This is a genomic window from Rhizobium tropici CIAT 899 (assembly GCF_000330885.1).
Lineage (GTDB): Bacteria > Pseudomonadota > Alphaproteobacteria > Rhizobiales > Rhizobiaceae > Rhizobium > Rhizobium tropici.
In genome coordinates this window covers 399,656-423,133 of the sequence record NC_020062.1, presented here as the reverse complement: position 1 = coordinate 423,133, position 23,478 = coordinate 399,656, and the positions used below count along the sequence as shown (strand labels likewise).

At 60.1% G+C, this 23,478-nt stretch carries 22 protein-coding genes and 1 pseudogene; 13 read left to right on the top strand and 10 right to left on the bottom strand.

Features of this window, described 5'->3' with window-relative positions; translation table 11 throughout:
- Positions 1 to 19: 19 nt before the first annotated feature.
- Positions 20 to 1,168, bottom strand: a complete 1,149-nt coding sequence (locus tag RTCIAT899_RS24075) for a Gfo/Idh/MocA family protein (protein ID WP_015342415.1) — start codon at positions 1,166 to 1,168, stop codon at positions 20 to 22.
- A gap of 176 nt (positions 1,169 to 1,344) precedes the next feature.
- On the opposite strand from RTCIAT899_RS24075, the gene RTCIAT899_RS24070 reads away from it, so the two are divergent.
- The 12 genes from RTCIAT899_RS24070 (at position 1,345) to RTCIAT899_RS24015 (ending at position 12,311) form a co-directional block, all read left to right on the top strand.
- Positions 1,345 to 2,691, top strand: a complete 1,347-nt coding sequence (locus tag RTCIAT899_RS24070; RefSeq protein ID WP_015342414.1) for an ABC transporter substrate-binding protein — start codon at positions 1,345 to 1,347, stop codon at positions 2,689 to 2,691.
- 13 nt (positions 2,692 to 2,704) lie between these two features.
- Positions 2,705 to 3,625: a carbohydrate ABC transporter permease gene (locus RTCIAT899_RS24065; protein WP_015342413.1), complete on the top strand. Its 921-nt coding sequence runs from the start codon at positions 2,705 to 2,707 to the stop codon at positions 3,623 to 3,625.
- Positions 3,622 to 4,458: a carbohydrate ABC transporter permease gene (locus RTCIAT899_RS24060; protein ID WP_015342412.1), complete on the top strand. Its 837-nt coding sequence runs from the start codon at positions 3,622 to 3,624 to the stop codon at positions 4,456 to 4,458. Before RTCIAT899_RS24065 ends, RTCIAT899_RS24060 begins: the two co-directional genes overlap by 4 nt.
- A 5-nt stretch (positions 4,459 to 4,463) precedes the next feature.
- Positions 4,464 to 5,282, top strand: a complete 819-nt coding sequence (locus tag RTCIAT899_RS24055; RefSeq protein WP_015342411.1) for a sugar phosphate isomerase/epimerase family protein — start codon at positions 4,464 to 4,466, stop codon at positions 5,280 to 5,282.
- Between the two features lie 11 nt (positions 5,283 to 5,293).
- Positions 5,294 to 6,370 carry a Gfo/Idh/MocA family protein gene (locus RTCIAT899_RS24050; RefSeq protein WP_015342410.1) on the top strand — a complete coding sequence of 359 codons (1,077 nt, stop codon included), beginning with the start codon at positions 5,294 to 5,296 and terminating at the stop codon, positions 6,368 to 6,370.
- Positions 6,370 to 7,188, top strand: a complete 819-nt coding sequence (locus tag RTCIAT899_RS24045; protein WP_015342409.1) for a sugar phosphate isomerase/epimerase family protein — start codon at positions 6,370 to 6,372, stop codon at positions 7,186 to 7,188. The genes RTCIAT899_RS24050 and RTCIAT899_RS24045 overlap by 1 nt, the downstream gene beginning before the upstream one ends.
- The gene (locus RTCIAT899_RS24040) at positions 7,188 to 8,015 is read left to right on the top strand and encodes an alpha/beta fold hydrolase (protein ID WP_015342408.1); all 828 of its coding nucleotides are present in this window, start codon (positions 7,188 to 7,190) and stop codon (positions 8,013 to 8,015) included. Before RTCIAT899_RS24045 ends, RTCIAT899_RS24040 begins: the two co-directional genes overlap by 1 nt.
- Positions 8,012 to 8,737: a ribulose-phosphate 3-epimerase gene (locus tag RTCIAT899_RS24035; protein ID WP_015342407.1), complete on the top strand. Its 726-nt coding sequence runs from the start codon at positions 8,012 to 8,014 to the stop codon at positions 8,735 to 8,737. The genes RTCIAT899_RS24040 and RTCIAT899_RS24035 overlap by 4 nt, the downstream gene beginning before the upstream one ends.
- The gene (locus RTCIAT899_RS24030) at positions 8,734 to 9,705 is read left to right on the top strand and encodes an ROK family protein (RefSeq protein ID WP_015342406.1); all 972 of its coding nucleotides are present in this window, start codon (positions 8,734 to 8,736) and stop codon (positions 9,703 to 9,705) included. The genes RTCIAT899_RS24035 and RTCIAT899_RS24030 overlap by 4 nt, the downstream gene beginning before the upstream one ends.
- A gap of 403 nt (positions 9,706 to 10,108) precedes the next feature.
- Positions 10,109 to 10,969 (top strand): hypothetical protein, encoded by an 861-nt coding sequence (locus tag RTCIAT899_RS24025; protein WP_015342405.1) that lies wholly within the window; start codon positions 10,109 to 10,111, stop codon positions 10,967 to 10,969.
- 75 nt (positions 10,970 to 11,044) lie between these two features.
- Complete coding sequence (locus RTCIAT899_RS24020) at positions 11,045 to 11,230, top strand: hypothetical protein (protein WP_015342404.1); 186 nt, start codon at positions 11,045 to 11,047, stop codon at positions 11,228 to 11,230.
- Between the two features lie 52 nt (positions 11,231 to 11,282).
- On the top strand, positions 11,283 to 12,311 hold the full coding sequence (locus tag RTCIAT899_RS24015; protein ID WP_197923094.1) for an alpha/beta hydrolase family protein: 1,029 nt from the start codon (positions 11,283 to 11,285) through the stop codon (positions 12,309 to 12,311).
- A gap of 25 nt (positions 12,312 to 12,336) precedes the next feature.
- Here RTCIAT899_RS24015 and RTCIAT899_RS24010 read toward each other — a convergent pair whose 3' ends face one another.
- The 8 genes from RTCIAT899_RS24010 to RTCIAT899_RS23975 all read right to left on the bottom strand — a co-directional run bounded on the left by RTCIAT899_RS24010 (position 12,337) and on the right by RTCIAT899_RS23975 (position 21,628).
- Positions 12,337 to 12,849, bottom strand: a complete 513-nt coding sequence (locus RTCIAT899_RS24010) for an invasion associated locus B family protein (protein WP_041678352.1) — start codon at positions 12,847 to 12,849, stop codon at positions 12,337 to 12,339.
- A 188-nt stretch (positions 12,850 to 13,037) separates the two neighbouring features.
- Positions 13,038 to 13,511, bottom strand: a complete 474-nt coding sequence (locus RTCIAT899_RS24005; protein ID WP_041678138.1) for a DUF4189 domain-containing protein — start codon at positions 13,509 to 13,511, stop codon at positions 13,038 to 13,040.
- A gap of 2 nt (positions 13,512 to 13,513) precedes the next feature.
- The gene (locus tag RTCIAT899_RS24000; RefSeq protein ID WP_015342400.1) at positions 13,514 to 14,203 is read right to left on the bottom strand and encodes a hypothetical protein; all 690 of its coding nucleotides are present in this window, start codon (positions 14,201 to 14,203) and stop codon (positions 13,514 to 13,516) included.
- A 13-nt stretch (positions 14,204 to 14,216) separates the two neighbouring features.
- Positions 14,217 to 14,792: an invasion associated locus B family protein gene (locus RTCIAT899_RS23995; RefSeq protein WP_015342399.1), complete on the bottom strand. Its 576-nt coding sequence runs from the start codon at positions 14,790 to 14,792 to the stop codon at positions 14,217 to 14,219.
- Between the two features lie 7 nt (positions 14,793 to 14,799).
- Positions 14,800 to 19,503 (bottom strand): beta strand repeat-containing protein, encoded by a 4,704-nt coding sequence (locus RTCIAT899_RS23990; protein WP_041678137.1) that lies wholly within the window; start codon positions 19,501 to 19,503, stop codon positions 14,800 to 14,802.
- Complete coding sequence (locus RTCIAT899_RS23985) at positions 19,500 to 20,051, bottom strand: hypothetical protein (RefSeq protein WP_244441549.1); 552 nt, start codon at positions 20,049 to 20,051, stop codon at positions 19,500 to 19,502. The genes RTCIAT899_RS23990 and RTCIAT899_RS23985 overlap by 4 nt, the downstream gene beginning before the upstream one ends.
- A gap of 184 nt (positions 20,052 to 20,235) precedes the next feature.
- Positions 20,236 to 20,964: a helix-turn-helix domain-containing protein gene (locus RTCIAT899_RS23980; RefSeq protein WP_244441548.1), complete on the bottom strand. Its 729-nt coding sequence runs from the start codon at positions 20,962 to 20,964 to the stop codon at positions 20,236 to 20,238.
- A 466-nt stretch (positions 20,965 to 21,430) separates the two neighbouring features.
- Entirely contained in the window at positions 21,431 to 21,628 is a 198-nt protein-coding gene (locus RTCIAT899_RS23975; protein WP_015342395.1) for a hypothetical protein, read from the bottom strand.
- Positions 21,629 to 22,184: 556 nt separating this feature from the next.
- On the opposite strand from RTCIAT899_RS23975, the pseudogene RTCIAT899_RS33330 reads away from it, so the two are divergent.
- Positions 22,185 to 22,280: pseudogene (locus RTCIAT899_RS33330) on the top strand (DUF488 family protein, N3 subclade); the annotation flags it as partial.
- Positions 22,281 to 22,350: 70 nt separating this feature from the next.
- On the opposite strand, the gene RTCIAT899_RS23970 reads toward RTCIAT899_RS33330, so the two are convergent.
- Positions 22,351 to 23,472 (bottom strand): HPP family protein, encoded by a 1,122-nt coding sequence (locus RTCIAT899_RS23970; protein WP_015342393.1) that lies wholly within the window; start codon positions 23,470 to 23,472, stop codon positions 22,351 to 22,353.
- Between the last annotated feature and the right edge of the window lie 6 nt (positions 23,473 to 23,478).

The window sequence follows — 23,478 nt, the reverse complement described above, 5'->3', positions numbered from 1 at the left end:
TATCCCTCCTCTGCAGCGATCAGGCGAGAAAACTGCGTGCTTCGTCTTCGTCAAGACGCGAGGGCGGCGTGAATTGCGTGTCGATGCTGACCGACTGCCGGCTTTCCCCCGACTGGAGAATGGCCTCCATGATCTCAAGGACATGAAGGGCCAGTTCTCCCGATGCGCGGGATGGCCTGCCCTCCTCGAGCCCTCGTGCAAGGTCGGCGACACCGAGCATGCGGTAATTAGCCCGATCCGGTGCATTGAATGGCCAGTTCCTCGCGCCGTAAAGCTCGCCGTCGCTTTCGAAACCACGCCAATCCGCGCCATGCTCGGACAGTGACACCGTTCCGCCGAACGTGTCCGGGTCGGGCAAACGCAGCGAACCTTCGGTGCCGTGAAGCTCGATTGGATGATTGGAGTGACGAAAGACGTCCCAGGAGGCACCGAAATTCACCGTCGCGCCGGATTGGAATTCCAGAAGCGACAGGATGTTTGTGGGCGTGCCGACCTTGAAGCGTGTGTTCTTAAATGGGCCGTCGGCGGTGATCAGGCGCTCTTCCTGGCCCTTCGTCGCCATTGCCATGACCCGCACGACCGGCCCGAGCAGGTTCACCATCATCGTCAGATAATAAGGGCCCATGTCGAAGACTGGGCCGCCGCCCGGCTGGTAATAGAATTGCGGATTGGGGTGCCAGTGCTCCATGCCGCGCCCCATCATGAAGGCAGTGCCGCTGACCGGGCGGCCGATCGCGCCCTCATCCATCAGGCGCCGCGCCCGACGACCGGCCGCGCCGAGGAACGTATCGGGCGCCGATCCCAGCCGCAACCCGCGCCGCTTCGCCTCCGCCACAAGAATGCGGCCATCGGCTGCCGATGTTGCCAGCGGCTTTTCCGTGAAGACATGCTTGCCGGCCGACAAGGCCGACATCGTCACGTCGAAATGGACGGCGGGAACGGTAAGGTTGAGCACGAGGTCGACCTCGGGATCGGCCAGCAATTGGTCGACGCTCAAGGCACGAATGCCATATTCGCGGGCACGCAACGCGGCGGTATCGGCAGATATATCGGCGCAAGCCCGCAATTCGACGCCGGCAAACAGCGCCGCATTGCGCAGATACGTCATCGAGATGTTACCGCAGCCGATAACGCCGATGCCGAGTTTAGCTTTTGAATTCCCAGCCATATTACCCATTCCTCCCTATCCACCACATCTGTTCGCCGCGCTTGGGCACATCCGAACGACGACTCCCCGAATTGATTTAAAGCATCTTATTTCTTGACGCGCGACAAATTTTTATAAAACATATGCGAATACTGGCGCGGAGGTTTGGAGGTCGCCGGTCTTCCTGGGAGGGAAACATGACAGATATCAAGAAGACGCCGGCTCACCCCACGAGAGCCGGACAATCGATAATGCTTGATCGTCGTCAATTGCTGCTGGGTGCTGCTGGCGCCGCCATCGGCACGGCAACGCTTGGTGTTGCCTCGGGCCTCGGCATCCGCCCGGCACGCGCTGCGGATCGGACGGAAATCAGCTTTGCCAGTGCCAGCTTCTTCGGCAAGGAAGGGCTCGGCGATCTCGTCAAAGCGTTCAACGAGTCGCAAAGCCGCATCACCGTCAAGTTCATCGAGCTGCCGCCGCCGAGTTCATCGACTGAAGTCTATCAGGGCCTCGTTCAGCAACTCGCCCGCCGCAACGGAACGCCCGACGTCTTCAGCCAGGATGTCATCTGGATCGCCGGCTTTGCCTCTGCCGGCTGGGCGCTGCCGCTCGACGAATATTTCCCGAAGGACAAGCGCACCGATTATTTCCCCGGCACGGTGGCGGCCTGCACCTATGGCGACAAGCTGACAGCCCTGCCGTGGTTCGTCGATTCCGGCATGTTCTACTACCGCAAGGATCTGGTGGAAAAGCATGGCGGCAAGGTGCCGGAGACCTGGGCCGACATGGCGACAATGGCGGCAGAGGCGCAGAAGGCCGGCGACGCCAAATTCGGTTATCTCTGGCAGGGCAAGCAGGCCGAGGTTCTGGTCTGTGACGCCGTGGAAATCATTGCATCCAATGGCGGCTCCATCCTTTCCGCCGACGGAAAATCCTCCGTCATCGGCGATGATGCCGCCGTTGCCGCGATCCAGTTCCTATACGACACCATCAACAAGACGAAGATCAGCCCTCAGAACGTGCTCTCTTGGGACGAGGAGCCATCTCGCCAACCATTCACCTCGGGTGAGGCGATGTTCATGCGCAACTGGTCCTATGTCTATCCGATTGCGCAGGACCCGAAAGCCTCGCATGTCGTCGACAAGGTCGCCGTCGCGCCGCTGCCGCATTTTGCCGGCGGCAAGAGCTCGGCCTGCCTTGGAGGCTACCAGTTGGGCGTCAATGCCAACTCCAAGAAGCGGGAAGCTGCAATCGAATTCCTGACCTGGATGTCTTCGCCGGAAACCCAGACCCGGCTTGCCCTTAATTTCGGTCTCGCGCCTTCGCGGCCCGCCATCTTCCAGGATGCAAAGCTGAAGGCCGAGCAGCCGTTCATGGCGAGTCTCCAGAACGTATTCACCGGCGCCACGCCGCGGCCGATCACGCCGCAATATGCCAAAGTGACACTGGCATTGCAGTCCAGCATCTCCAAGGCCCTGGTCAGCGGCAACGTCAAGGCGGAGCTGCAGGCAGCCGCGACCCAGATCAACAAGATCGTCGGCTGATATGGCGGTAACGATGACGGCTGCCGTTTCCGGGCAAACCCCAGACAAATCGAGGGCGCTGTCAAGCGCCCTCTGGCCCTGGCTTTTGCTGCTACCGGCATTTCTTTCGCTGGCATCGGTATCCTTCTACCCGATCGTCAACGGCGTCTATCTGTCCTTCACCAACCGCTCGCTGATCACCCAGGACAATGATTTCATCGGCATCGCCAATTATGTGCAGCTGCTGGCCGATCCGCCGTTCTGGAATGCCTGGTGGCACACGATTTGGTTCACGCTGATCTCGACGTTGCTCGAGACCTTCATCGGCCTGGCGATGGCGCTGATCCTTTGCGAGACCTTCGCCGGCCGGGGCATGGTCCGCGCCGCCATGCTCGTGCCCTGGGCCATGCCGACTGTGGTAACCTCGAAAATGTTCGGCTGGCTCTTCGACGGCCAACACGGCATCATCAATTTCATCCTTCTGCATACGGGTCTGATTGACCAGAACGTCAACTGGTACGGCTCGCCCGATACGGCGCTGACGACGATCATCCTCGCCGATGTGTGGAAGACCACGCCATTCATGGCGCTTCTGTTGCTGACGGGGCTGCAGACCGTTCCGAAATCGCTGATCGAAGCGGCACGCATCGATGGTGCCGGAGCCTGGACGATCTTCTGGCATGTCCGACTGCCGCTCCTGATGCCGACGCTGCTGATCGCCGGCCTCTTCCGCGCGCTCGATGCGTTCCGCGTCTTCGATCTCGTCTATGTTCTGACGGGTGGCGGTCCGGCAGATTCCACCGAGACCCTTTCGACGCTGTCCTACAAGGTGCTCTTTTCGACGCTTCAGTTCGGCTATGGCTCGGCGGTATCGACCGCCATGTTCATCACCGAGGGGCTGATCGCCATCGGCTTCTGCGTCTTCCTCGTGCGCCAGATCAGGAGGACGACGTGAACGGAGAGCGCTCAGTCTTCCAGAACATTCTCATCTATCTCGGCGCCCTGTTCATCCTCATCTGGTCCGCCGGCCCGTTCATCTGGCAATTTTCGACATCGCTCCAGCTCGACAAGGCCCTGACCGAGGGAACGCCCTCACTCATACCGAACCCGTTCACGCTGGAGCATTACTACAACGCCTTCGTCGAAAAAGGCCTGCATCACTATGTGCTGAATTCGCTCGTCGTTTCCCTTGCGACCACCGCTCTCTGCTTGATTGTCGGTTCGCTCGCTGCCTTTTCGCTATCGCGCCTCGATGTGAAGGGACGCTTCGGCATCCTGACGGTCATCCTTTCGGTATCGATGTTTCCGCAGATCGCGCTCGTAGGTCCCCTCTATCTCATCGCCTCCGATCTCGGACTGCTCGACACCTATACGGCGCTGATCATCACCTATCTTGCGCTGGGATTGCCGCTGGTGACTTGGGTGCTGTTCGGCTACTTCGAGACGCTTCCGCGCGAAATCGACGAGGCGGCCCGCATAGACGGCGTCGGCCCTGTCGGCCTGCTTTGGCATATCATCCTGCCGATGTCATTGCCGAGCCTGGTCACGACCGGCTTGCTTGCCTTCATCACCGCCTGGAACGAATTCCTGTTCGCGCTGGCCTTCACTTCGGACAGCGACAGCCAGACGATCCCGGTCGGCATCGCCAATTTCACCAACCAATATTATGTGCCCTGGGGAGACATCGCCGCCGCATCGGCTGTCGTCACCGTACCGCTCATCATTTTGGTGCTCTTCTTCCAACGACACATCATCGAAGGCCTGACCCAAGGCGGAATCAAGGAATAGCGGGAATGCGCAAGGACATAAAAGTCGGCTGCCAGACGTTCACATGGGAAATGCTCGGCAATGCCTGGACGGGAACGGCAGACGATCTGCTGTCGGCGATTTCCGCAGGCGGTTACTCCGGCATCGAAATTACCGACACGATGATCGGCCGCTATGCCGAATACCCGCAGGCCTTCGCGAATGCATTGAGGGATCGCGGCCTGACGCTCGTCTCATTCGCCTTCGGCTCCAAAAGCGGCTTTACGGTGGCCGACGCAATGAGAGACGATCTTGCGACCGCAAAGCGCTGGATCGATTATGCCGCGCATTTTCCGGGCGCACTCGTTTCCATCGGCTCGGCAACCGTCGTTTCCGAAGGCCCGCGAGACGACAAGTTCGCCATTGCCGGCGAGTTCTACAATCGCGCCGGAGAGCTGGGCAAGGCCGCCGGTGTCCAGATCGCCGTGCATCCGAGTTCGCATCACAATACGCTATTATTCGACCGCGCCGATTACGACCGCATCTTCGCTTTGCTCGACCCAAACCTGGTTGGTTGGGTGCCGGATACCGGCCATATCCTGCGGGGGCATGCCGACATGCTTGACACGATGCGCACCTATCAGGACCGTATCCGCTACCTGCATCTGAAAGATGTCGATGCGCAGGGCCGATGGGCGATGCTCGGCAAGGGCGTTCTCGATACGCCGGCCGTGATCGACCTCGTCTCCGTCGCTCCCCATTTCAATGGCTGGCTAGTGCTGGAAGAGGAATCTGAGACGGCCGGCGCCGACCCTGCCGCCGCGGTCAAAGCCAATCGCCAAACCATGCGCGGCTATGGTGCATAAGGAAGAGAACCATGATCGAAAAGGAAAGTCGCCGTCTTCGCGTGGGAGTCCTCGGCTGTGGGCCGATCGCGCAGTTCGCGCATCTGGAATCCTGCGTCAAGGCGAGGAATGCCGATCTCTATGCGATCTGCGACGCGGCCCCCGATCTTCTGGCCCGTATGGGCGCGACCTACGAACCGCAGAAGATGTACGGCGATTATGACGCCATGCTGGCCGATCCCGAGCTGGAGGCCGTAATCGTCGCGACGTCCGACGCCTATCACGTGCCGATGTCGATCAAGGCGCTGGAAGCCGGAAAGCATGTGCTCTGCGAAAAGCCGATCGGCGTGTCGGTCGAGGAAGGGCAGCAGCTTGCCGAGGCCGTGCGCCGATCCGGAAAGATCCTGCAGGTCGGGCACATGAAACGCTTCGATCCGGCTCTTGAGGCAGCGCGCGATTTCGTGCGCGATGACATAGGCCAGATCTTTGCGATGAAGGCCTGGTATTGCGATTCCACTCACCGCTATACCAATACCAATGCGGTCCAGCCCCTGCCCGTCACCAGCAAGCTTGCGCGCAAACCATCAGGCAATCCCAAGGCCGATCTCCGGCAATATTTCATGCTGGCGCACGGCTCGCATCTGGTCGATACCGCACGCTTCTTCTGCGGAGAGATCGTTGCCGTTCGCGCCCGGCTGCTGGAACGTGCCGGTGCCTATTGCTGGTTCGTGGAGACCGAGTTTGCCAACGGCGCCCTCGGCCATCTGGACCTGACGGTTGCCGTGCGCATGGATTGGCATGAGGGCTTCCAGCTTTATGGCGAGAATGGCTCTGTTCTCGCAAAGACCTTCAATCCCTGGTATTTCCGCTCGAGCGAAGTGGAAATCTTCCACGAGAAGGATGCGACAAGCCGGAAGCCGCTCGGTGCGGATGGCCATTTCTTCCGCCGGCAGTTGGAGGGGCTCGCCGATACCGCGCTGAACGGCGCGCCGATGCGCGGCGCCGATGTCGAGGACGGCCTAGCCTCCATCCGCGCGATGGTGGCGATCGCCCGATCGGTGGAGCGAAGCGAGCGCGTCGAACTCGCATCGGTTTCGGGGGCGGTCTGATGCAAATCGGGATCTTCGCCAAGACCTTCCCCGGAACGGAGCCCCTCGGCATTCTCTCAGCCGTGCGGGATAGCGGTTACGCATGCGCGCAGTTCAATCTCGCTTGCTACGGTCTCCCGTCTATGCCCGATTCCGTTTCGGAAGAAACGATCACTGCGATCCGGGCATCCGTCGAGGCGACGGGCATATCGCTTGTCGCCCTATCGGGCACCTACAACATGGCTCACCCCGATATTATCGTTCGCCGATCAGGCCTCGCCCAGCTCGCCGTCATCATTGAAACGGCGGCAGCACTCGCCATTCCGCTAGTGACGCTTTGCACCGGCACGCGCGACCCGAACGACCAATGGGCCCATCATCCCGACAATGGCGATGTTTCCGCCTGGGCCGACATGGCGGCGGAGATGTCGAAGGCCCTGGAGCTGGCGGAGCGGCATGGCGTCGATCTCGGTATCGAGCCGGAGCAGGCCAATATCGTCACCTCGGCACGCGACGCCCGACGGCTGATCGACGAGATGGGATCGGCACGGCTGCGCATCGTGCTTGATCCGGCCAATCTTTTTGAGCAGGCGGCGCGGGCGCAAGCGCGGGCGATCGTCGCAGAGGCAGTCGAAATCTCCGCCGGTCATATCGCCCTGGCGCACGCCAAGGATCGCCACGGCGACGGTCGTTTTGCGATCGCCGGTCAAGGCGTGGTGGATTTTGCCGATTTTATAGCGCGGCTACGCTCGGTGAATTTCGACGGGCCGCTCGTGACGCATGGTCTTCCGGCATCCGAAGCAGCCAGCGTCGCCGGTTTTCTCAAGGCATTGATCTGATGGGACAGAAATTGCTCAAGCGTGACGATGCGGAACTTGTCGTCTACGAGGGCGGGAAAGGGCCTCCGGTCGTCTTCCAGCATGGTCTTGGCGGCGATGAGGCGCAGGTGGCACAGAATGTTCCCGCTTCGGCAGGCATTCACCGACTGACGCTGGAATGCCGCGGACATGGCGCATCCTCGCTCGGCAATGCGCGGCCCTTTTCGATCCGCATGTTTGCCGAGGACGTGCTGGCCGCGGCCACCGAATACGGGTTTAACCGCTTCATCGTCGGCGGCATTTCGATGGGCGCGGCCATTGCCCTGCATCTTGCCCATCATCACGCCCATCGGGTCGCCGGCCTCGTTCTCGTGCGCCCTGCCTGGACCTTTGAGGCATCGCCCGACAATCTCGAGCCGATCCGGGCCGTTGCGGCCCTGATCCGCTCGTACCCGATCGAGGAGGCCAGAAGCCGCTTTATCGTCTCAGAAACCGGGCAACGGATCGCCACGGAAGCGCCGGACAACTTCTCTTCCCTGCTCGGCTATTTCGACCGACCGGACGCTCTCGCCTTTGCCTCCGTTCTGGCTGACATCGCCGCAGATGGACCGGATGTGCCACAGGCAGCGGCCGCCCCCCTCGCCGTGCCTACACTCATTATCGGCAACCGGCACGACGCGATCCATCCGCTCTCCTGCGCGCAGACGCTCGCCGACGTCATTCCCGGCGCAAGCTTTGTCGAAGTCACCGCCAAGGCCATCGACAAGGACAGGCATTTTGCCGAGGTCCAAGATGCCATCGCGCATTTTCTCGCATCCAAAACAATCCGGAGCTTCGTTCCATCATGACGTCCAGACCCCTTTCCGGCCCGGCGGCCATCGCAGCGCTTCCCCGCAACAGGCTTCTCGGCGAATTCTCGCTCTGGTCGGCTGATCTTGCCAATATGGAAACCGATCTCAAGCGCATAGAGCCTTATGTCGACCTGCATCACATCGATGTCGCCGATGCACGCTTTACGCCGGGCTTCCTGTTTTTTCCGGATTTCGTTGCACGCATTGCCAAATCGACCGCCAAGCCGATCCACGTCCATCTCATGGTCGAGGCTGAAATCGTCGAGGAGCAGACGGGGCAGTTCATAGAAGCGGGCGCGGATTTGATCAGCGTCCATGCCGAGAACGGCGATGCCGGCTTGCGCGCAATTGCCCTTGCCAAGGAGCTAGGTGCCGAAGCCGGCGTAGTGCTGCGGCTGGAAACACCCGTATCGGTGATCGAGCCCTTCATCAACCATGTCGCCTTTGTGACGCTGCTCGGAACCTCGATCGGCGTCAAGGGACAAAGCCTTTCCGAAAAAGCCTGCGACCGGCTGATCGAAGCGCGTTCTCTGCTGAGGAAGGCAGGCCGCGAAGATCGGATCATACTCGCCGCCGATGGCGGCATTCGCGAACAAACAGTGCCGCTTCTGCGCCAGGCGGGCGCGCAGACGGTCGTTCTCGGATCGCTGGCATTCGGCGACAAGAACCTTGGCGACCGGATCGCCTGGCTGCATGGACTGGAGAGCCGAGTTTCGTGAAAAGGGTCGCTCTTGCATTCGATCTCGGTGGAACGGAGCTTCGTGCCGCGCTTATCGATGATGCGGGAAGCCTTCTGTCGTTCTCGTCGCTATCGACGGACGCAGCCGGCGGCCCCGCGGCCGTGATCCGCCAGATCGAACAGCTGGCCGAAACGGTGCTGGCGGAGACACCCGGTCTTTCGCCGATCGGGATCGGGATCGGTGCGCCCGGTCCACTCGACCCGGACGCCGGTGTCGTCATTGCCGCCCCGACGCTCGTCGGATGGCATGAGGTTCCGTTGGCGGACATTCTCCACGGCCACTTCCGGCTGCCCGTGCGGCTTGAAAACGATGCAAACGCGGCAGCGCTCGGCGAATGGCGATATGGCGCCGGCCGCGGGGCGGAATCGATGGTGTTCGTCACGGTATCGACCGGTATCGGCGGCGGCGTGATTGCCGATGGCCGGATCCTGCACGGAAGACGGGGTCTGGCTGCCGAGATCGGCCACATGACGATCACGAACGAGGGCGAGCGTTGCTTTTGTGGCGCAATCGGCTGCTTCGAAGCCGTCGCCTCCGGTACGGCGCTCGGCAGGCGTGCAACGGCCCGCACCAGGCCGTCAGACGGAACGATGCTGCGCAAGCTCGCCGCCGACGCCGATGTAACCGGACGACACGTTGTTGAAGCTGCGCGAGAGGGCGACGCTGATGCATTGGCGCTGCTGACTGACGAGGCGCGCTTGCTGGGGATCGGCTTTACGAACCTGCTTCACCTCTATTCGCCCGACCTGCTTGTCATGGGCGGAGGAATTTCGCATGGCTTCGATCTTCTGCACGATCAAATGGTGATGACAGTTCGCGAGCGCGCCATGCCCGCCTATCGCGACGTGCCGATCGTTGCCGCGCAGCTCGGGCGCCATGCCGGCTTGATCGGCGCGGCCAGCCTCATCTTCGACGACGAGGGAAACTCGCTTACCAAACTGAATTGACGATCGGGAGCCCTTATCGTTGGGATTAAGTTTCATCGGGGCATCGCCATCTCGCCAAACACCGATTATTCGTGCAAGTTCCGGATCGTCGCCTCCAATCAACACTTGTAAGGTCGTGGCGATAAGCGTTTCCCCGAAAATAACGACCCGCCTTCCCCAAAGCGGGCTTCAAATCACGACGTCGCCCAGAATGCGCCGGCATGATCGAGCCAGGCTCGTCCTTGGGCAGCGACGAATTTTTAGAAGTCGAGCGACGGGTTCAGCTCACTTATCCGTTCAAACAGCGCAAGATCTGACAAGAGCCCTGAAGGCTGCTTGAGATCGAGGCAGACTGTGGCTCGATGAACAGCCCCGATTAAACCGCGCCTCGGATTTGCCCGAGACGGTTCAATGGAGAACCATAATGCATCTAACACGCAGGCAGTTTGCCATTATGGCCTTCGCTTTGACGGTCCGGGCAGGTCAAAGTGCCGCAGCGAGTGAAGATAAGGCCGTATTTTGGCAAGCGAGCTTGGCAGATCGATCGATCAACATTTTCGGTTATGAACGTATCAATGCCGCACTCGTGTCGGACATCGTGCGCGATGGAGAGCGGATATCCGACCAGGCGATGTCGGTTTACACCGACATCGGGCCGAACGCCCCACACCTGAAGTATTCGACGAACTTAAAGCAAGTGCCCCCGGTTCTTCCGGATTTGCCACCGACTGACGCTGAAGATCTACGCCGCATTGTGTCCGCTGCTGCGGGCGCTCCGGTCGATCGACTTCCCGGATACGTTGTAAGCCTTCTGCTGATGGGGGAAGGGCAACACCCATGGGCGCCAAGTGTCGAAGCTGTGATCATGGATCATGTGCGTTCCAGTGGAAAGCAGATATCGCCGTTAATAAGCGATACCGATTTGATGTCCATATGGTCGCCACCCGATAGCTTTACACTCGAAGCGGTCGGCGCCCATCAAATCACCTATCTTCTCGAGAAACGTCGCCAATTGGGGCCTATCGGGGGATACATGGAAACACTTTACGAGCAGCGGCGTGTATCCGAAATCACCCAACTGCGAGAAGAAATCCTCAAGGCGGGGGTGGTCAATCCACTTGGCTCTCTTGCGGGGCCACAATTCAAGGCGCTGCTCCTGAAGCAAGTCTTGAAGATTGAGGCGATGCAGAATTTCCTTCTTCTCCCCCTGGCTATCCTATTGGGGAACAACGGTCTTTTGGAACTCATGAAGACGAGTGGTTTTCAAATTACAACGTTGGCATAGAATTTCGGCACCGAAAAACTTACCCGGCATGAGATCACCGAGAGGCAAAACGGGCTGGAAATTGATAATGATCGCATGAAGGAAATTCTCAAGGAACGGCTTACGCTCAACGACAAGCAATATGGTGATCTCTTCGGTCCGCAACTCCGGTTTGTGAGGCCGCAAGAGGCGTTGAGCATCGGCCTGGCAACACGGATCGGCGAGATAGCCATGCAGGCGCATGACGGTCTATATTACCTGCAATCCTCCGCTGGCAAATAGCTTGAGTGATCAGAGCGGATATCGAACAACCCATATATTGTAGAGGCTGCCGATGAGCAGGAAGGCACGTTCAGCCGGAATGATTTTCCGCTTTTGGTCGCATATGGCAATCATGCTCATCATCGGCCTTCCAGACGCCGCCCACACTCAAGATTATCCATTCGTCGGCTTTCAGGAGGCAAGCGTCCCGAATGGCAACGAACCTGCGCTGCACGCGGGCATCTGGTATCCGACGCTCGCCCGACCGCAGGAAACATCACTGGAGACCTTCACCCAGGAAGTGGCTCCCGGCGGCGCGATTGTCGGACAGACTTTACCGCTGATCGTCATCTCTCATGGCGGTGGCGGGTCGCTCGCCAGCCATTATGATACCGCGCTTGCACTTGCGCATGCGGGCTTCGTTGTTGCCGCAGTGGACCATGCCGGCGACACTTTTGGCGATCAGCGACAGGTGCTGAAGCCTTGGCGTCGACCTCAGCAACTAAGTCGTCTGATTACCTTCGTCCTTGAGGCATGGCAGGATCGTGACCGTGTTGATCCCCGTCGGATCGGTGCCTTCGGTTTCTCGAATGGCGGCTTCGCCGTCCTTGTAGCTGCCGGGGGAAAACCCGATCTAGCTCTGATCGATCCCTATTGCCATGATCATCCCGCTCACGATCTTTGCTCCGCTCTTCGCAGCGCCGGCGTCTCATCCGTGGCCGCTCTGCCGGTTCCTTCCGATGCCTGGCGGCAAGATGATCGCATCAAGGCGGTCGCAGTCGCCGCGCCGGCGTTTGGGTTCACTTTCTCAGCTGGCGGCTTGAACCATGTAACGGTCCCGGTTCAGCTTTGGCGCGCCGCAGACGACCGCCATCAACCTGATCCCTGGTACGATGAAGCGGTACGCGCCGCATTACCTCTTCCGCCTGAACTGCACGTCGTGGCGGGTGCAGGGCATTATGACTTTCTTGCACCCTGCAGCGCCGCGCTTGCCAAACTCGCCCCGATCATATGTATCGATCCGAACGGTTTCGATCGGGCGGAATTCCATCGCCTGATGAATGCGCAATTGATCCATTTCTTCCGCAGCAAGCTCAAGTAAGCAAGTCGCCGCCGGGAGACTTACTTCACCGGCTGGCCAATGCAACAACGCGATCGGCAGCCGCTGAAAAGCCTTGCAGGGACACCTGGAAGCCCAAAGCATTGCCGCCATCGGCAACAACCTTGAGGTTCAAGCGGGAGCCGGTTCGCAATTTGGCAAGTGTCGGAGCGTCGATCGGAAGCAAGGCTATGCAGCCGTTCGGCAGGCAGGTGCGAAAGCGCACCGGCTTCAAGGGCGGCTGATCGTCGATATTCGGCGTGACGCCCGAGTCAAGGACAATTCCGAACGGCAATAGCAGCGTTGCAAGCGCACTGCCATCGGGACGCATCTGCATTTCGACAGCGAGCAACCTTTGACCATTCTGCTGGGTTTGATCCTGCGAGAGCGCGCAGGAAGGCGCCTTGTCACGCTGATTGCACGCAACATGCCAGTCCTGATACGTCTCCTGCAAGCTGGATGCGCCGTTTGGCAGAGCCGATTGGGCAAAAGCCGAGGGCGCGGATGCCAGAACAAAGTTCGCGCAGATGAAGGCGAGCACCGCATAAGATATGCGGCCGATTGTCCGAAGTGAAATGAATGCGGAATTTGACAAGGGATAAGATCTCTCAGCTTTGAAATGCGACCTCGTGCAATCGTTTCCGCAAAGGCCAGGATGAAGAGCTAGCGTCGGCCAGTCGCCCTTCGACGCGAACTGGCGCGCCCAAGGGCGATCTCGCGCGGAAGCGCTCACGTGCATACCCATTCCCGAATGCTGCAGCGGGAGCCGGAGCCCTCGCACGCCTTGAGCGCGAGATCTTCAGCTTCGCGGCGCGTCGGCGCCGAATTTGCGCCCCACGGAGTGACGCGCTTGCCGCCTTCCTTGCCGGTGGCAAGCGCGCCGCAATGATTGTATGGAAAGCCGGTCTTATCGTCGTCATCCCAGTGGCGATGATTGCGGAATACGCTGACCACCACGCAGCTCTTGCCCTTATCCCGCTCGCAATGCTTGAGGGCGATATCCATGGCTTCCTGGCGCTTGTCGGCTCCCCAGAAGAAGCCGTATTTTTCGTCCGGGGCGGAATAGGCGATGGCTGCCCATATGCCGCGCTCGTCAGGCGGGGGAGCCGGCGGCTGCTCAGTCGTGAAGAGATCGGCAGCCCACGGATGGGCGACGGAGACAAGAAGCATGCCTATCGCGGCAATCGCGGATTTCAATCTCATTTTTAGCTCCCTTGCTTTCCTGCTGCCGAAGCCACGGAAATGACGACGCAGCCGCTTCCCGTCGGCAAAAGCATGGCATCGCCACCATCGTTGCCGAGCTGGTAGACACCGACCTGGTCGAGATTGTTGACGAGTTTGCTTCCGTTCGGGAACTTGGCCGAAACTTCCGGGCAAGACATTGTGAACGGTGCGACGCGAACCATTGCGCCTTCGCAGCCGGATGCGACCGGTGCTGCAAATACGATGCCGGCGGCCGGACCGCTATAGCCCTGCGTGGCATAGTTCATACCCACAAGTGCCTGTACGGCATGCTTGTCGGCTGCCTCCTTGTTCCACACCGATTGGACATTGTACTGCGTGCCATTGGTCAACAGCTGCCCGAGAACCGGGAAAATCGTCGAACAGGAATGCAGTCCGGCCTGCTTGGCGTGCTGCAGGAACGGCGTATCGGGCAGCGCCCGATTGGCGTCGTTCGCTGCAGCGACCGCCGGCTGGGAGAGAAGATTACCCAAGACATCATATCGGACGGCGGCATAGCCGCCAGCGGCGACGATTGCGATCGCCAGCACCGAAAGGGCGGCAGTCTTTCGCCAGCTTCGCTTTGGCTCGGCTTGATCGACCGCCAGGTTCTGAATTGCGGCATTCTTGGTGTTTCGCGACATGATGCGATCGTGAATTGATTGCTGGGTCATTGAAATCCATCCGTCACTTTATCGCCTTAACCGCTGTGGAAAGGCCTTTGAGATTTGCGGTCACGCTGATCGTCCTCCCATCCGCTGTCGGATAGGAAACCGTTGGCGCCGTACTTTTGGAAATCTGCTCGCGCAGGAGGGGTCCGACCGGCAGCATGCCGACGCACACCGTGTTGTTGCAGCCGTTGAACCGGACCTGTATCGGCTCCTTGCGGCCCTCGAATTGCAACAGGATACCGCTGTCGCTTTTGGCAACCGGCGCAGCCCGCAAGATCATATAGGGGTCGCCTTTCTTCGTCGCGGCGAGCGACCAGCTGAATGCGACCTGCCCGGCCTCGTTCTCGATGATCTGGGTCACATTGCAGACCCGCTGGCGGATCTTGAGATTTTCGTCACAGATCAACGTCCAGTTTTCAAAGGGACGAATGGTCCGTTGATAATCGCCAGGCTTCACTTCCGGAGGAACAACGACCTCGGAAGGTTTTATACGAAACGCGGGAGAGGCAGCATCCTGTCCGGCTGCCATCGAGCCGAACAGGAGCGCGCACATCAGAAACGTCGGGACGCCGAGAAGCGCTCCTTTGATCATGACAGCCTCAATTCAGAGTGAAGCTGACGCCAGCACCGACACCCACGTGTCCGCCTGCGGCCGTACCGGACAAATTCGCCCGGACGCGGCCGTTCTCGCTGGTGTAACCGGCGCCGAAGGCCACTGCGCCCTCGCCTCGCCAGACACCGCCACCGAGAGCCACGCTCGCCTTGCCCGGACGGTCATCATAACGAAGCGATGCCGCTGCAAGTCCGATTGCGGCCGCCTGCCTTGCCTCGGAACGGACGTCCCCAAGTTCCTGGTTCAGCTGGCCGAACTTCTGGTCCGTGTAGTTGTTGGCGGAGGCCAGTGTGGTCGCGGCAGCCGTATCCGTATAGGATTTGACCTGAGTGATGCTGTCACCCAACTGGGCAACGTTCACCGCATCCGTGGGAGCGACACCCTTGCCGACGTTGGAAATGACCACCGGCGCATTTACGTCGCCGCCCTGCAGCGTGATGCTGTTCTTCTTGCTGCCATCGGGATTGAGGTCATAGGTGACGGCGTTCTTGGTGATCGTTCCGACACCGGTCTGCAGGCTGTCGATCGCCTGATTGGTCGCATAGAGCTGCGATCCGTTGATGGCGTCGGTGCTGTCGGAAGAAATACGGCCGGCAGCGACGTTCGTGATGGTTCTTTCAGCCCCTTGAGAACCCACACTCACCGTTCCGACTGGCGCGGTGCCGGCAAAATCGTAGTGCTTGCCTTGAAGGGTCGTGCCGGATGTGCCGACAGCAGCCTGCGTTGAGGAGCCGGAGCCCAAGGCCACATCATTGGCATTGTTGGCCTGCGCGCCCTGACCGAGAGCAACGGCGCCCTGCCCTGTTGCAGCAGATCCAAGTCCTGCCGCCAGGCTGCTCACGCCGCTGGCGACACTCTGCGGACCGATCGCAACGCTATCGGTGCCGCTGGCGGTGGAATCCGCCAGCGTCGAGTTGGCATGGAAGTACTTGATGCCGCCGCCATTGGTGATGTTGGTCAATGTGTTATCGACCGCACCGAAGGCATCATAGACCGTATTGTAGTTGTTGCCCTGGATATTGTAGGTCGGACCGGTGATCGATCCATCAGGGTTCACCGTCGTATTGCCGCCGATCAGGTTGGTAACGTTGGTGCCGAGCCCCTTGAGCTGGCTGACATTCACCGCGTCGGTGTCGGCCGAACCGGCTGCCAGATTGGTCAGCTTGCGCGTCGATCCTGCCGAGCCGATCGACACTTCGCCGACGGAGGTCTGCGGGCCTGTGAGGGCAAAGCCGGTGTAGCCGGCTTGAGCGCCCACGGTCGTCACGGATTGAGCGCCCAGAGCGACGCTGTTGATGTTGTTGGCCTGCGCGCCCGCGCCGAGTGCCACCGATTGGACGCCCGCAGCCAGCGAGTTGGTGCCGAGGGCAACGCCGTCAGCCAGCATGACATGGGCATTCTGGCCGATAGCGGTACCGCCCGGAGCAATCTGGTCGACGACGGCGCCATTGCCGATGCCGATGCCATTGTCGCCGTTGACCACGGTCGTCGGGCCGACCGCCACCGACTCCGCACCGACAGCGAGGGAGTCGCCCGCTGCCGAGTTGGCATGGAAGTATTTGCTTGGTGTCGCTGCGACTGAAGCAATGGCACCCTGGAGCTGGCGAACCGTGACGGCGTCCTGCGCGCTGCTGCCGTCAGCCACATTGGTGATCTGGCGATAGGACGTGCTCGAACCGACCGAAACAGCGCCCAACAGGGTCTTGTCCGTCGTATTGTATTGGATGAAGTTCGTTGGACCCGCCGGAAGTTGACCTGTGGCCGGCGCCAGAGCGCGATCGGCAACCGATCCCGAACCAAGGGCGACACCGCCGACGATGGTCGATTGACTGTTCATGCCAAGCGCAAGCGAATTGTCGGCGACAGAGGTGGCGTTGTAGCCGACAGCCGTGGAACCGATGCCTTGAGCGGAGGAGTCGCTGACCGCAAGCGTCCGGTCGTTGGTGCGCACATATCGGATACCCTTACCGTTTGCATCGGTATAGGTCGTCGAGGTGTCACCAGCGAGGTTGTTGATCGTGTTGCCGAGATTGGTCAGGTTGCCGCCGATCGTGGTGACCGTCGTGTTGAGAGTGTCGACCGCCTGGTTGGTGGCAAAGAGCTGCGAGCCATTGACGGCATCCGTCGAGCCGCCGTTGAGCTGGCCGGCAGCGACATTCTGGATCTGGCGCTCGGCACCGGCCGAACCGACCGAGAAGGCGCCCGCCGGGGTGGTCCCCGCGAAGGTATAGGCCGTGCCTCCCACAGTCGCTCCCGAAACCGCCGTCGTCGCACCGGACTGCGAATTCAGGCCGATGGCCACGTCGCCGGCATTGTTCGCCACCGCATTCGGGCCGACGGCAACCGAATCCGTGCCGAGGGCCTGGGAATCCGGCAGAGTGGAATTGGCATGGAAATATTTGATGCCGCCACCCGTGGTGATGTTGGTGATCGTATTGTTCAGGTTGGTGATGCCGGTCGTGTTCAGGTCAACCTGCTGATTGGTCGCAAAGAGCTGCGAGCCGTTGACCGCGTCCGTCGAACCGTTGTTGAGCCGGCCCGCCGCGACATTGGTGATGGTGCGCTCGGCACCCGGTGCGCCGACGCTCAGCGTCGAGGCCGGTGTCGTGCCGGCGAAGTTATAGGTATTGCCGCCGATCACCGCGCTTGCGGTGCCGACCGCCGCGAGGGTCGACGAGCCTGAACCGAGCGCTACGTCGCCCGAGCTTGCCGTCGCCGTCGCACCGTTACCCAATGCGACGTTGCCGACGAAGCCGGAAGCGCCTGCGGTGGAGCCGTTGCCGAGCGCAACCGAGCCCTGGCCGATCGCCTTGTTGTTGTTGCCGATCGCGACCGCGCCTGCGGCCTGGTTGGCGGCGGTAGCGCTTGCCGTGCCATCGCTGTTGGCGATGTTGTTGGCACCGCCGGTGAAGGCGCCGGTACCGCTTGCATAGCTCGGATCACCGATCGCGACTGCGCCGTCACCGTACGCAGTGTTGCCGGAGCCGATGGCGACCGACTCGCCGCCATCAGCTATTGCGCCCGTGCCGATGGCGACGGAATTGTCGGTGAGTGAGCCGGCGGAAGTACCCAGGGCGACCCCATTTACGCCACTTGCCACCGCGCCTGCTCCGAGCGCTGTCGAGGCAGCCCCTGAAGCGACGGCCGTCGTGCCAATGGCAATGGCGTCATCACCCGAGGCCGTGACCGTCCGGCCGCCCGCGAACGAACGGGCACCGGTGGCCTTGGCTTGAGAACCAACCGAGGTGGAGTCCGTTCCCGTCGCACTGGCCTGAAAGCCCATGGCTGCCGAGTCGCTGGCGCTCGCTACAGTTCCTATGCCGAGTGCAGTACTGCCAGCCCCGCTGGCATTGGCGCTGACACCGGCTGCCAGGGAGTTGTTCCCCGTCGCCTGCGTTCCAGATCCGTACGCGGAGGCATTTGTGCCACTCGCAACAGCCTGGCGCCCCGTGGCCGTGGAATTGTCGCCGCTGGCGTTGGTACCGGCGCCTACGGCAGTCGATAACACACCACTGGAATTCGAATTGTTGCCTAGCGCGACGCCGGAGGTCGCGGTGCTGGCAACGATGGCACCGGAGCCTATCGCAACGGCACCACCGGCAGCGACTGCCTGCGCCTGGTTACCCAAGGCAACGCCGAAAGCCCCCGACGCAACGGTGGTCGGGCCAATTGCGAGCGAGTTGGTTCCTGATGCGGCAGCATTCGTGCCGAGGGCGATGGTGTCCGTGTTGGAGGCCTTAGCCAGATAACCCATGGCGGAACCTCTTAGGGCGGAAGCCGCTGCCCCATTGCCGATCGCCGTAGTTTGGTTTGCCGTTGCGGCGGCCGACGTGCCGAACGCGCTGGATCCCGTTCCCGTCGCAGACGAGCTCGAACCAACGGCATTCGCCCATGCCCCTGTGGCCGTCGCAGCGGAGCCTAACGCAACAGACTCGAACGTGAAGCCGGAAGGAGCAGTGCCGCTTGCATTGGCATTTGTACCAATAGCAATGGGAGAACCGCCGCCTGTTCCAGCGTTTGCCTTGGAGCCCGCGCCCAAGGCGATCGCAGAACCGTTTGCAGACGAGGCGTTGGACGATAATCCAATCGCCACCGAGGCACCACCTGAAGAGGTGGCCGTTGAGCCGAGAGCGAGGCCGTTCGCCCCGCTTGCAGTGGTGTTGACACCAAAGGCCGATGCGCCGCTCGCCAGCGCGCGGGCGTTTCCGCCCACGGCGAGGGCGTTGGTACCGGTCGCGTTCGCGAATACACCCATGCCTATGGCGTTGAGGCCATTGACAGCCATCGAATAGCCGATGGCGATCGAAGCATCGCCCGTTGCACTGTTAGAGGTGCCCAACGCCACGCTCTCCAGGCCATTCGCTTGGGTACCGGTGCCGATGGCGACGGCATTGGCGGCTGACGCCGTTCCGCCGCCGGCCTGATATTGCGCCTGCGCCGGCACTGAAAGGCCGAGCGCGGCGAGCGCGGCGAGTCCGCCGATCGCGCTGGCCGAACGCAAGCTCCCGCCGGCACCCAACGAACCAGGCCCAATGTCCTTACGGCGCATGCCGAGAACACGAGAGGCCATCCGCAGCACAGCCGTCAGGCGGCGCCGGAGCGACCGATCGGTGCGGTCGGCTAAAACGAAGGTTCCAGCAAATCCCGTACGAGATTTAGTCTGCAGATGGTCCCCAACGCACTCGTTCATGCTGCTTTCTCCTCGCTGCTATCTGGACGACCGAGCACGCGTGAATCCGCATCTGCGGCTGCGTCGTCATTGAAATTGTGGGCTTGCTGAAGCGCACGACCCATTTTGGCGGCCTGGCTTTCAAGCTGTTCGCGGACGGTATCGACCCAAGGCTGCGTCGGCTCCGGAACGGAAAACAATGCAGCGTCGGCCCGATCGGGAGGAAGCTTCGTCGCCACCAAGGCGCGGCAGACATCGAAATGGAATAGCGGCTCCCCTTCTCCGTAAGCCGGAGAGGTCAAACCGAAGACCAGGCAGGCAAATAGATAATCGACCTCCGCGCCGCTCAGGCGGCTGGCATATCGGTCTTGCAAGGCAGTCCAGGCCACCTCGATCTTCGGAGCAAAGATTTCAAATTCAGGGAATTGAATGTCCATGAAGCACCGGATGATTGCTATCCGGGAAGATGGCCTTATTTCAGCGCAAGCGTATTTTATAAAATTCCGGATTTTTTTTAGAAAATTACGGTTTTTGCCTAGCCGGCTGCGGGTGTAGCCACTTTGCCACACTTACCTAAGGCTGTTTCATTTTCGCGCAGGAGTTCCACGGTCAAAGCCTATGACGCGTCATCGGTGCGAAAACAACTGCCTGAAGCGCAACGCTGCGCCGTTCGACGACTAGCCAGATAATATGGAGATGCCGATGACCAGCCACGGTCGAATCCGATATCGACCGGTCCGCAATTTCAGCAGATCAACGCTGGAAGCGGAGCTCTGTCGGCGTCCTGCCGCGATATCGCTTCATCGTTGTCGCCAGATGGCTTTGATCCGAAAACCCGGTCAGATAGGCAATTTCCGCAATCGGGATTTCGCCCTCGACCAGCATTTTTTCGGCAAAATCCAGCCGCAGGTTTATGAGGTAACGGTGGGGCGGCATGCCGAATGTCTTGGCAAACCTCACAATGAAATGATTGGGTGAAATGCCGGCGACAGCCGCCAGTTCCGCGACATGAACCTTTTCCGTAAAATGTTCACGGAGATACTCTTCAATGCGACGGGCGCTTTTGGCGGAGAGCCCTCCCCTTGGCGACGGAAGCTGTCTCATGTTGCTTGCATAGTTGCGGATGAGATGGGTGCTAAAGAGTGTAACCAATGAATCCAGAAAGAGTTCATTCGGAGTTGCCTTCCCGGTTAATTCGGCAGAAACCCTCTGCGCAATGTTGAGAGCGATTGGATCGACGGTTCCGAAAGCCGGCGGTCGGAGCTCTATGTCGGCAAGATCGAACTCCTGAAGTGCCAGTTCCGACAGAGTTTCGGGAGGAATGGCGACGACGAGGTTTTTCCTGGTTTCGGACCAGGCAAGACTGCTATCCATACCGGCGGGATTGATGATGAGGCAGCCGACAGGCGCGTCATACTGGGTGATCTTGTCGCTGCCGAGAGACGCTCGCAAGCCCCGCATGGGAGCCAATACGATTCCCATCGCATGCTCTTTGGCGAGAAATGTCTGCGATCCGGGATTGCGTACGGAATTGATAACGCTCCCGCGGGCGGTCGCCTTTCTAGGCCCTGCATATTCAGGAATTATGTCGAACACATATCGTTCGGCCCGTTCCCGGACCTCACCCGCATAGTTCATTCTTCATCGCCCCGCCCGAACGAAGTCCTGCAAATACTAACAAGCAGATCAGATCCCACGTTCATTTGAGATCTCATTTTCCCAACTCTGCCCGCCGCTTGCCGCCGCAAGCCAGCTTATAGCGCAAGATTAAATAGTATAAATCGCCAAGTTTGGAAGGGGAGATGGCCATATAGCTAAGAAATGGTATGCCATCAGACCGATTCATCTTATAGTTGATGAGAAATATATTCAAAACCAGTTGCACGTGTAGTCAAATTTTGGGCGATATTCCCTTAAAAGTAGAAAGAAGACTTCTATCTCTGCGATCTTAGGTTTCGCCCCGGCCCTTTTCATATAGATCCCAGGCAACGTCCACCATCGCCAGAAGCACGTCTTTTTGGTTCCATCCCGCCGCTGCTGCAGCCTGAACGATTTCACTGACAATAGGCTGCAACTGGCGTTGGCACTCGCTTGAGAGATCCTCCGCTTTTCCCCGAGGTGGCTCGCTAAATTTGAATTCTACCATTCTCACTCTCGCAGTCGTAATATATGTCAGCTATCACATTCCCAACACAAAATAAATCCGAAAGGATGCTCGGAGATTTTCAAGAGCCTGCGTCAAATCACACTATCGCTATGCTGCAAGCAAGGCAAAATTGATTGCAGTCATTAACGCTATATCATTGGGCAGCTCCCCGACCGAGGCATAATAGATACAAGAAAAGCGGAAGTTATTCTGTCGCCCAGACAAGGGACTTCAAAGCACCCCGGCAAATCTCTGATGCTCATCGACCGCCAGAAACAGCCATAAATAAGGCCGCAGCAGTGCGGTGATGACGATTGAGCCAGGCTACCGCGATCGGATGCAGCGATGTCAACCAATCCGCGAACGTCTATCGCCGAGATCAAGCGCGCGCCCAACGCTATGCGTCCGATGGATTAAGGTGAACTCCGAATCGCTGGCAATCATGCCGCGCTGCGACAGGTAGGATGCAAAACCGTCGGTCTCCGGATCATTGGCCAAGCCCTGCAGACTGACGTTATCATCAGCTGCCGTCGGCCGCCCCGGAAAGGCGATGGATATGTCTCTACGGATCAGGCGAATTTACGAACCCGAGGACGATGGCGACGGCAAGCGTATCCTGGTCGACCGTCTATGGCCTCGCGGCATCAGCAAGAACTAGGCCGGCGGTGTTACGCCGCGTCAGGTGCAGCGCTCGATGGTAGCGATAACTGCCTCCACCATACTCAGATGACCACAAATGCCGGAATGTCCTTTGTCGGCAGGAGCCGTACCATGGCGCTCAAAAGATCCGTCTGCGATATCAGACCGAGGACGCGCCGGTCGGCATCGACGACGATGACTGCATGCGTTCGCCCGTCCGTCAGAACGGGCAACAACGACAAAGCGGGGTCGGCAGCATCGGCAACCGCCGGCTTCGATACGGCGTGCGCGATGGTGTCGAGATCAGCCGAAAGCTCGCGCAACCCGATCGTACCGATCAGGCGGCGTTCGCGGTCCTTCACCGGTAAGGTGCGAATATTGTGTTTCAGCAGAAGTTGCCGCGCGTGCTCCGGCTCTGCGTCCTCGTCAATGGCGATGACATCGCGCGACATGATGTCGGCACAGCTTATGTCTCCATGCGATCGTACCGCTGCCTGCAATTCGACCTGCCGCAGAAGGCGGCTGAGGTCGGCCCGATCGATGTCGAAGGTCTCATCAAGCACGCCCAGGGCGGCATCGACGTCTTCCTCGCGAAAGCCCACCCGCGAAGGCGGCGGCAGATCGCGCGTCTGATGGGTATTTTCTGCGGGCTTGGCGACAACATGCGGATAGTTGCGCCTGGAGAGCTTGTGAAACACCAGGCCGAGGCCGACGAGTACGCAAGAATTCAAGGCAACCGGCACGAACGGAAACAGAAAGCCCCAGCCCGCAACGACCGGGCCGCCGAGAACGGCGGTCAGGGCAGCGGCGCCGCCCGGCGGATGCAGGCATCGCGTAAACGACATTGCCCCGATTGCAAGCGAGACGCCAACCCCGATCGCGATGATCGGATCGTGGATAAGATAAGCGGCAATGATGCCCATCATGGCCGAAATGGTGTTGCCGCCGATGATCGACCACGGCTGGGCGAGCGGACTTGCCGGAACCGCGAAAAGCAGCACTGCGGACGCTCCCATCGGCGCGACGATCAGCGGAAGATGCGGCCCCTGCCCGAAAAGATAACCGCTGATGACCCCGGTAAGGCCAATGCCGATCAGGGCACCAAGGCAGGCGAGCAGCCGTTCGCGCAAGGTGGCTCCGGCGAGGATCGGGGAAAACAGGCGGAACCGGCTGGAGCCGGCCTTGTGGGGCTCTGAATGCTGCATAGTGAA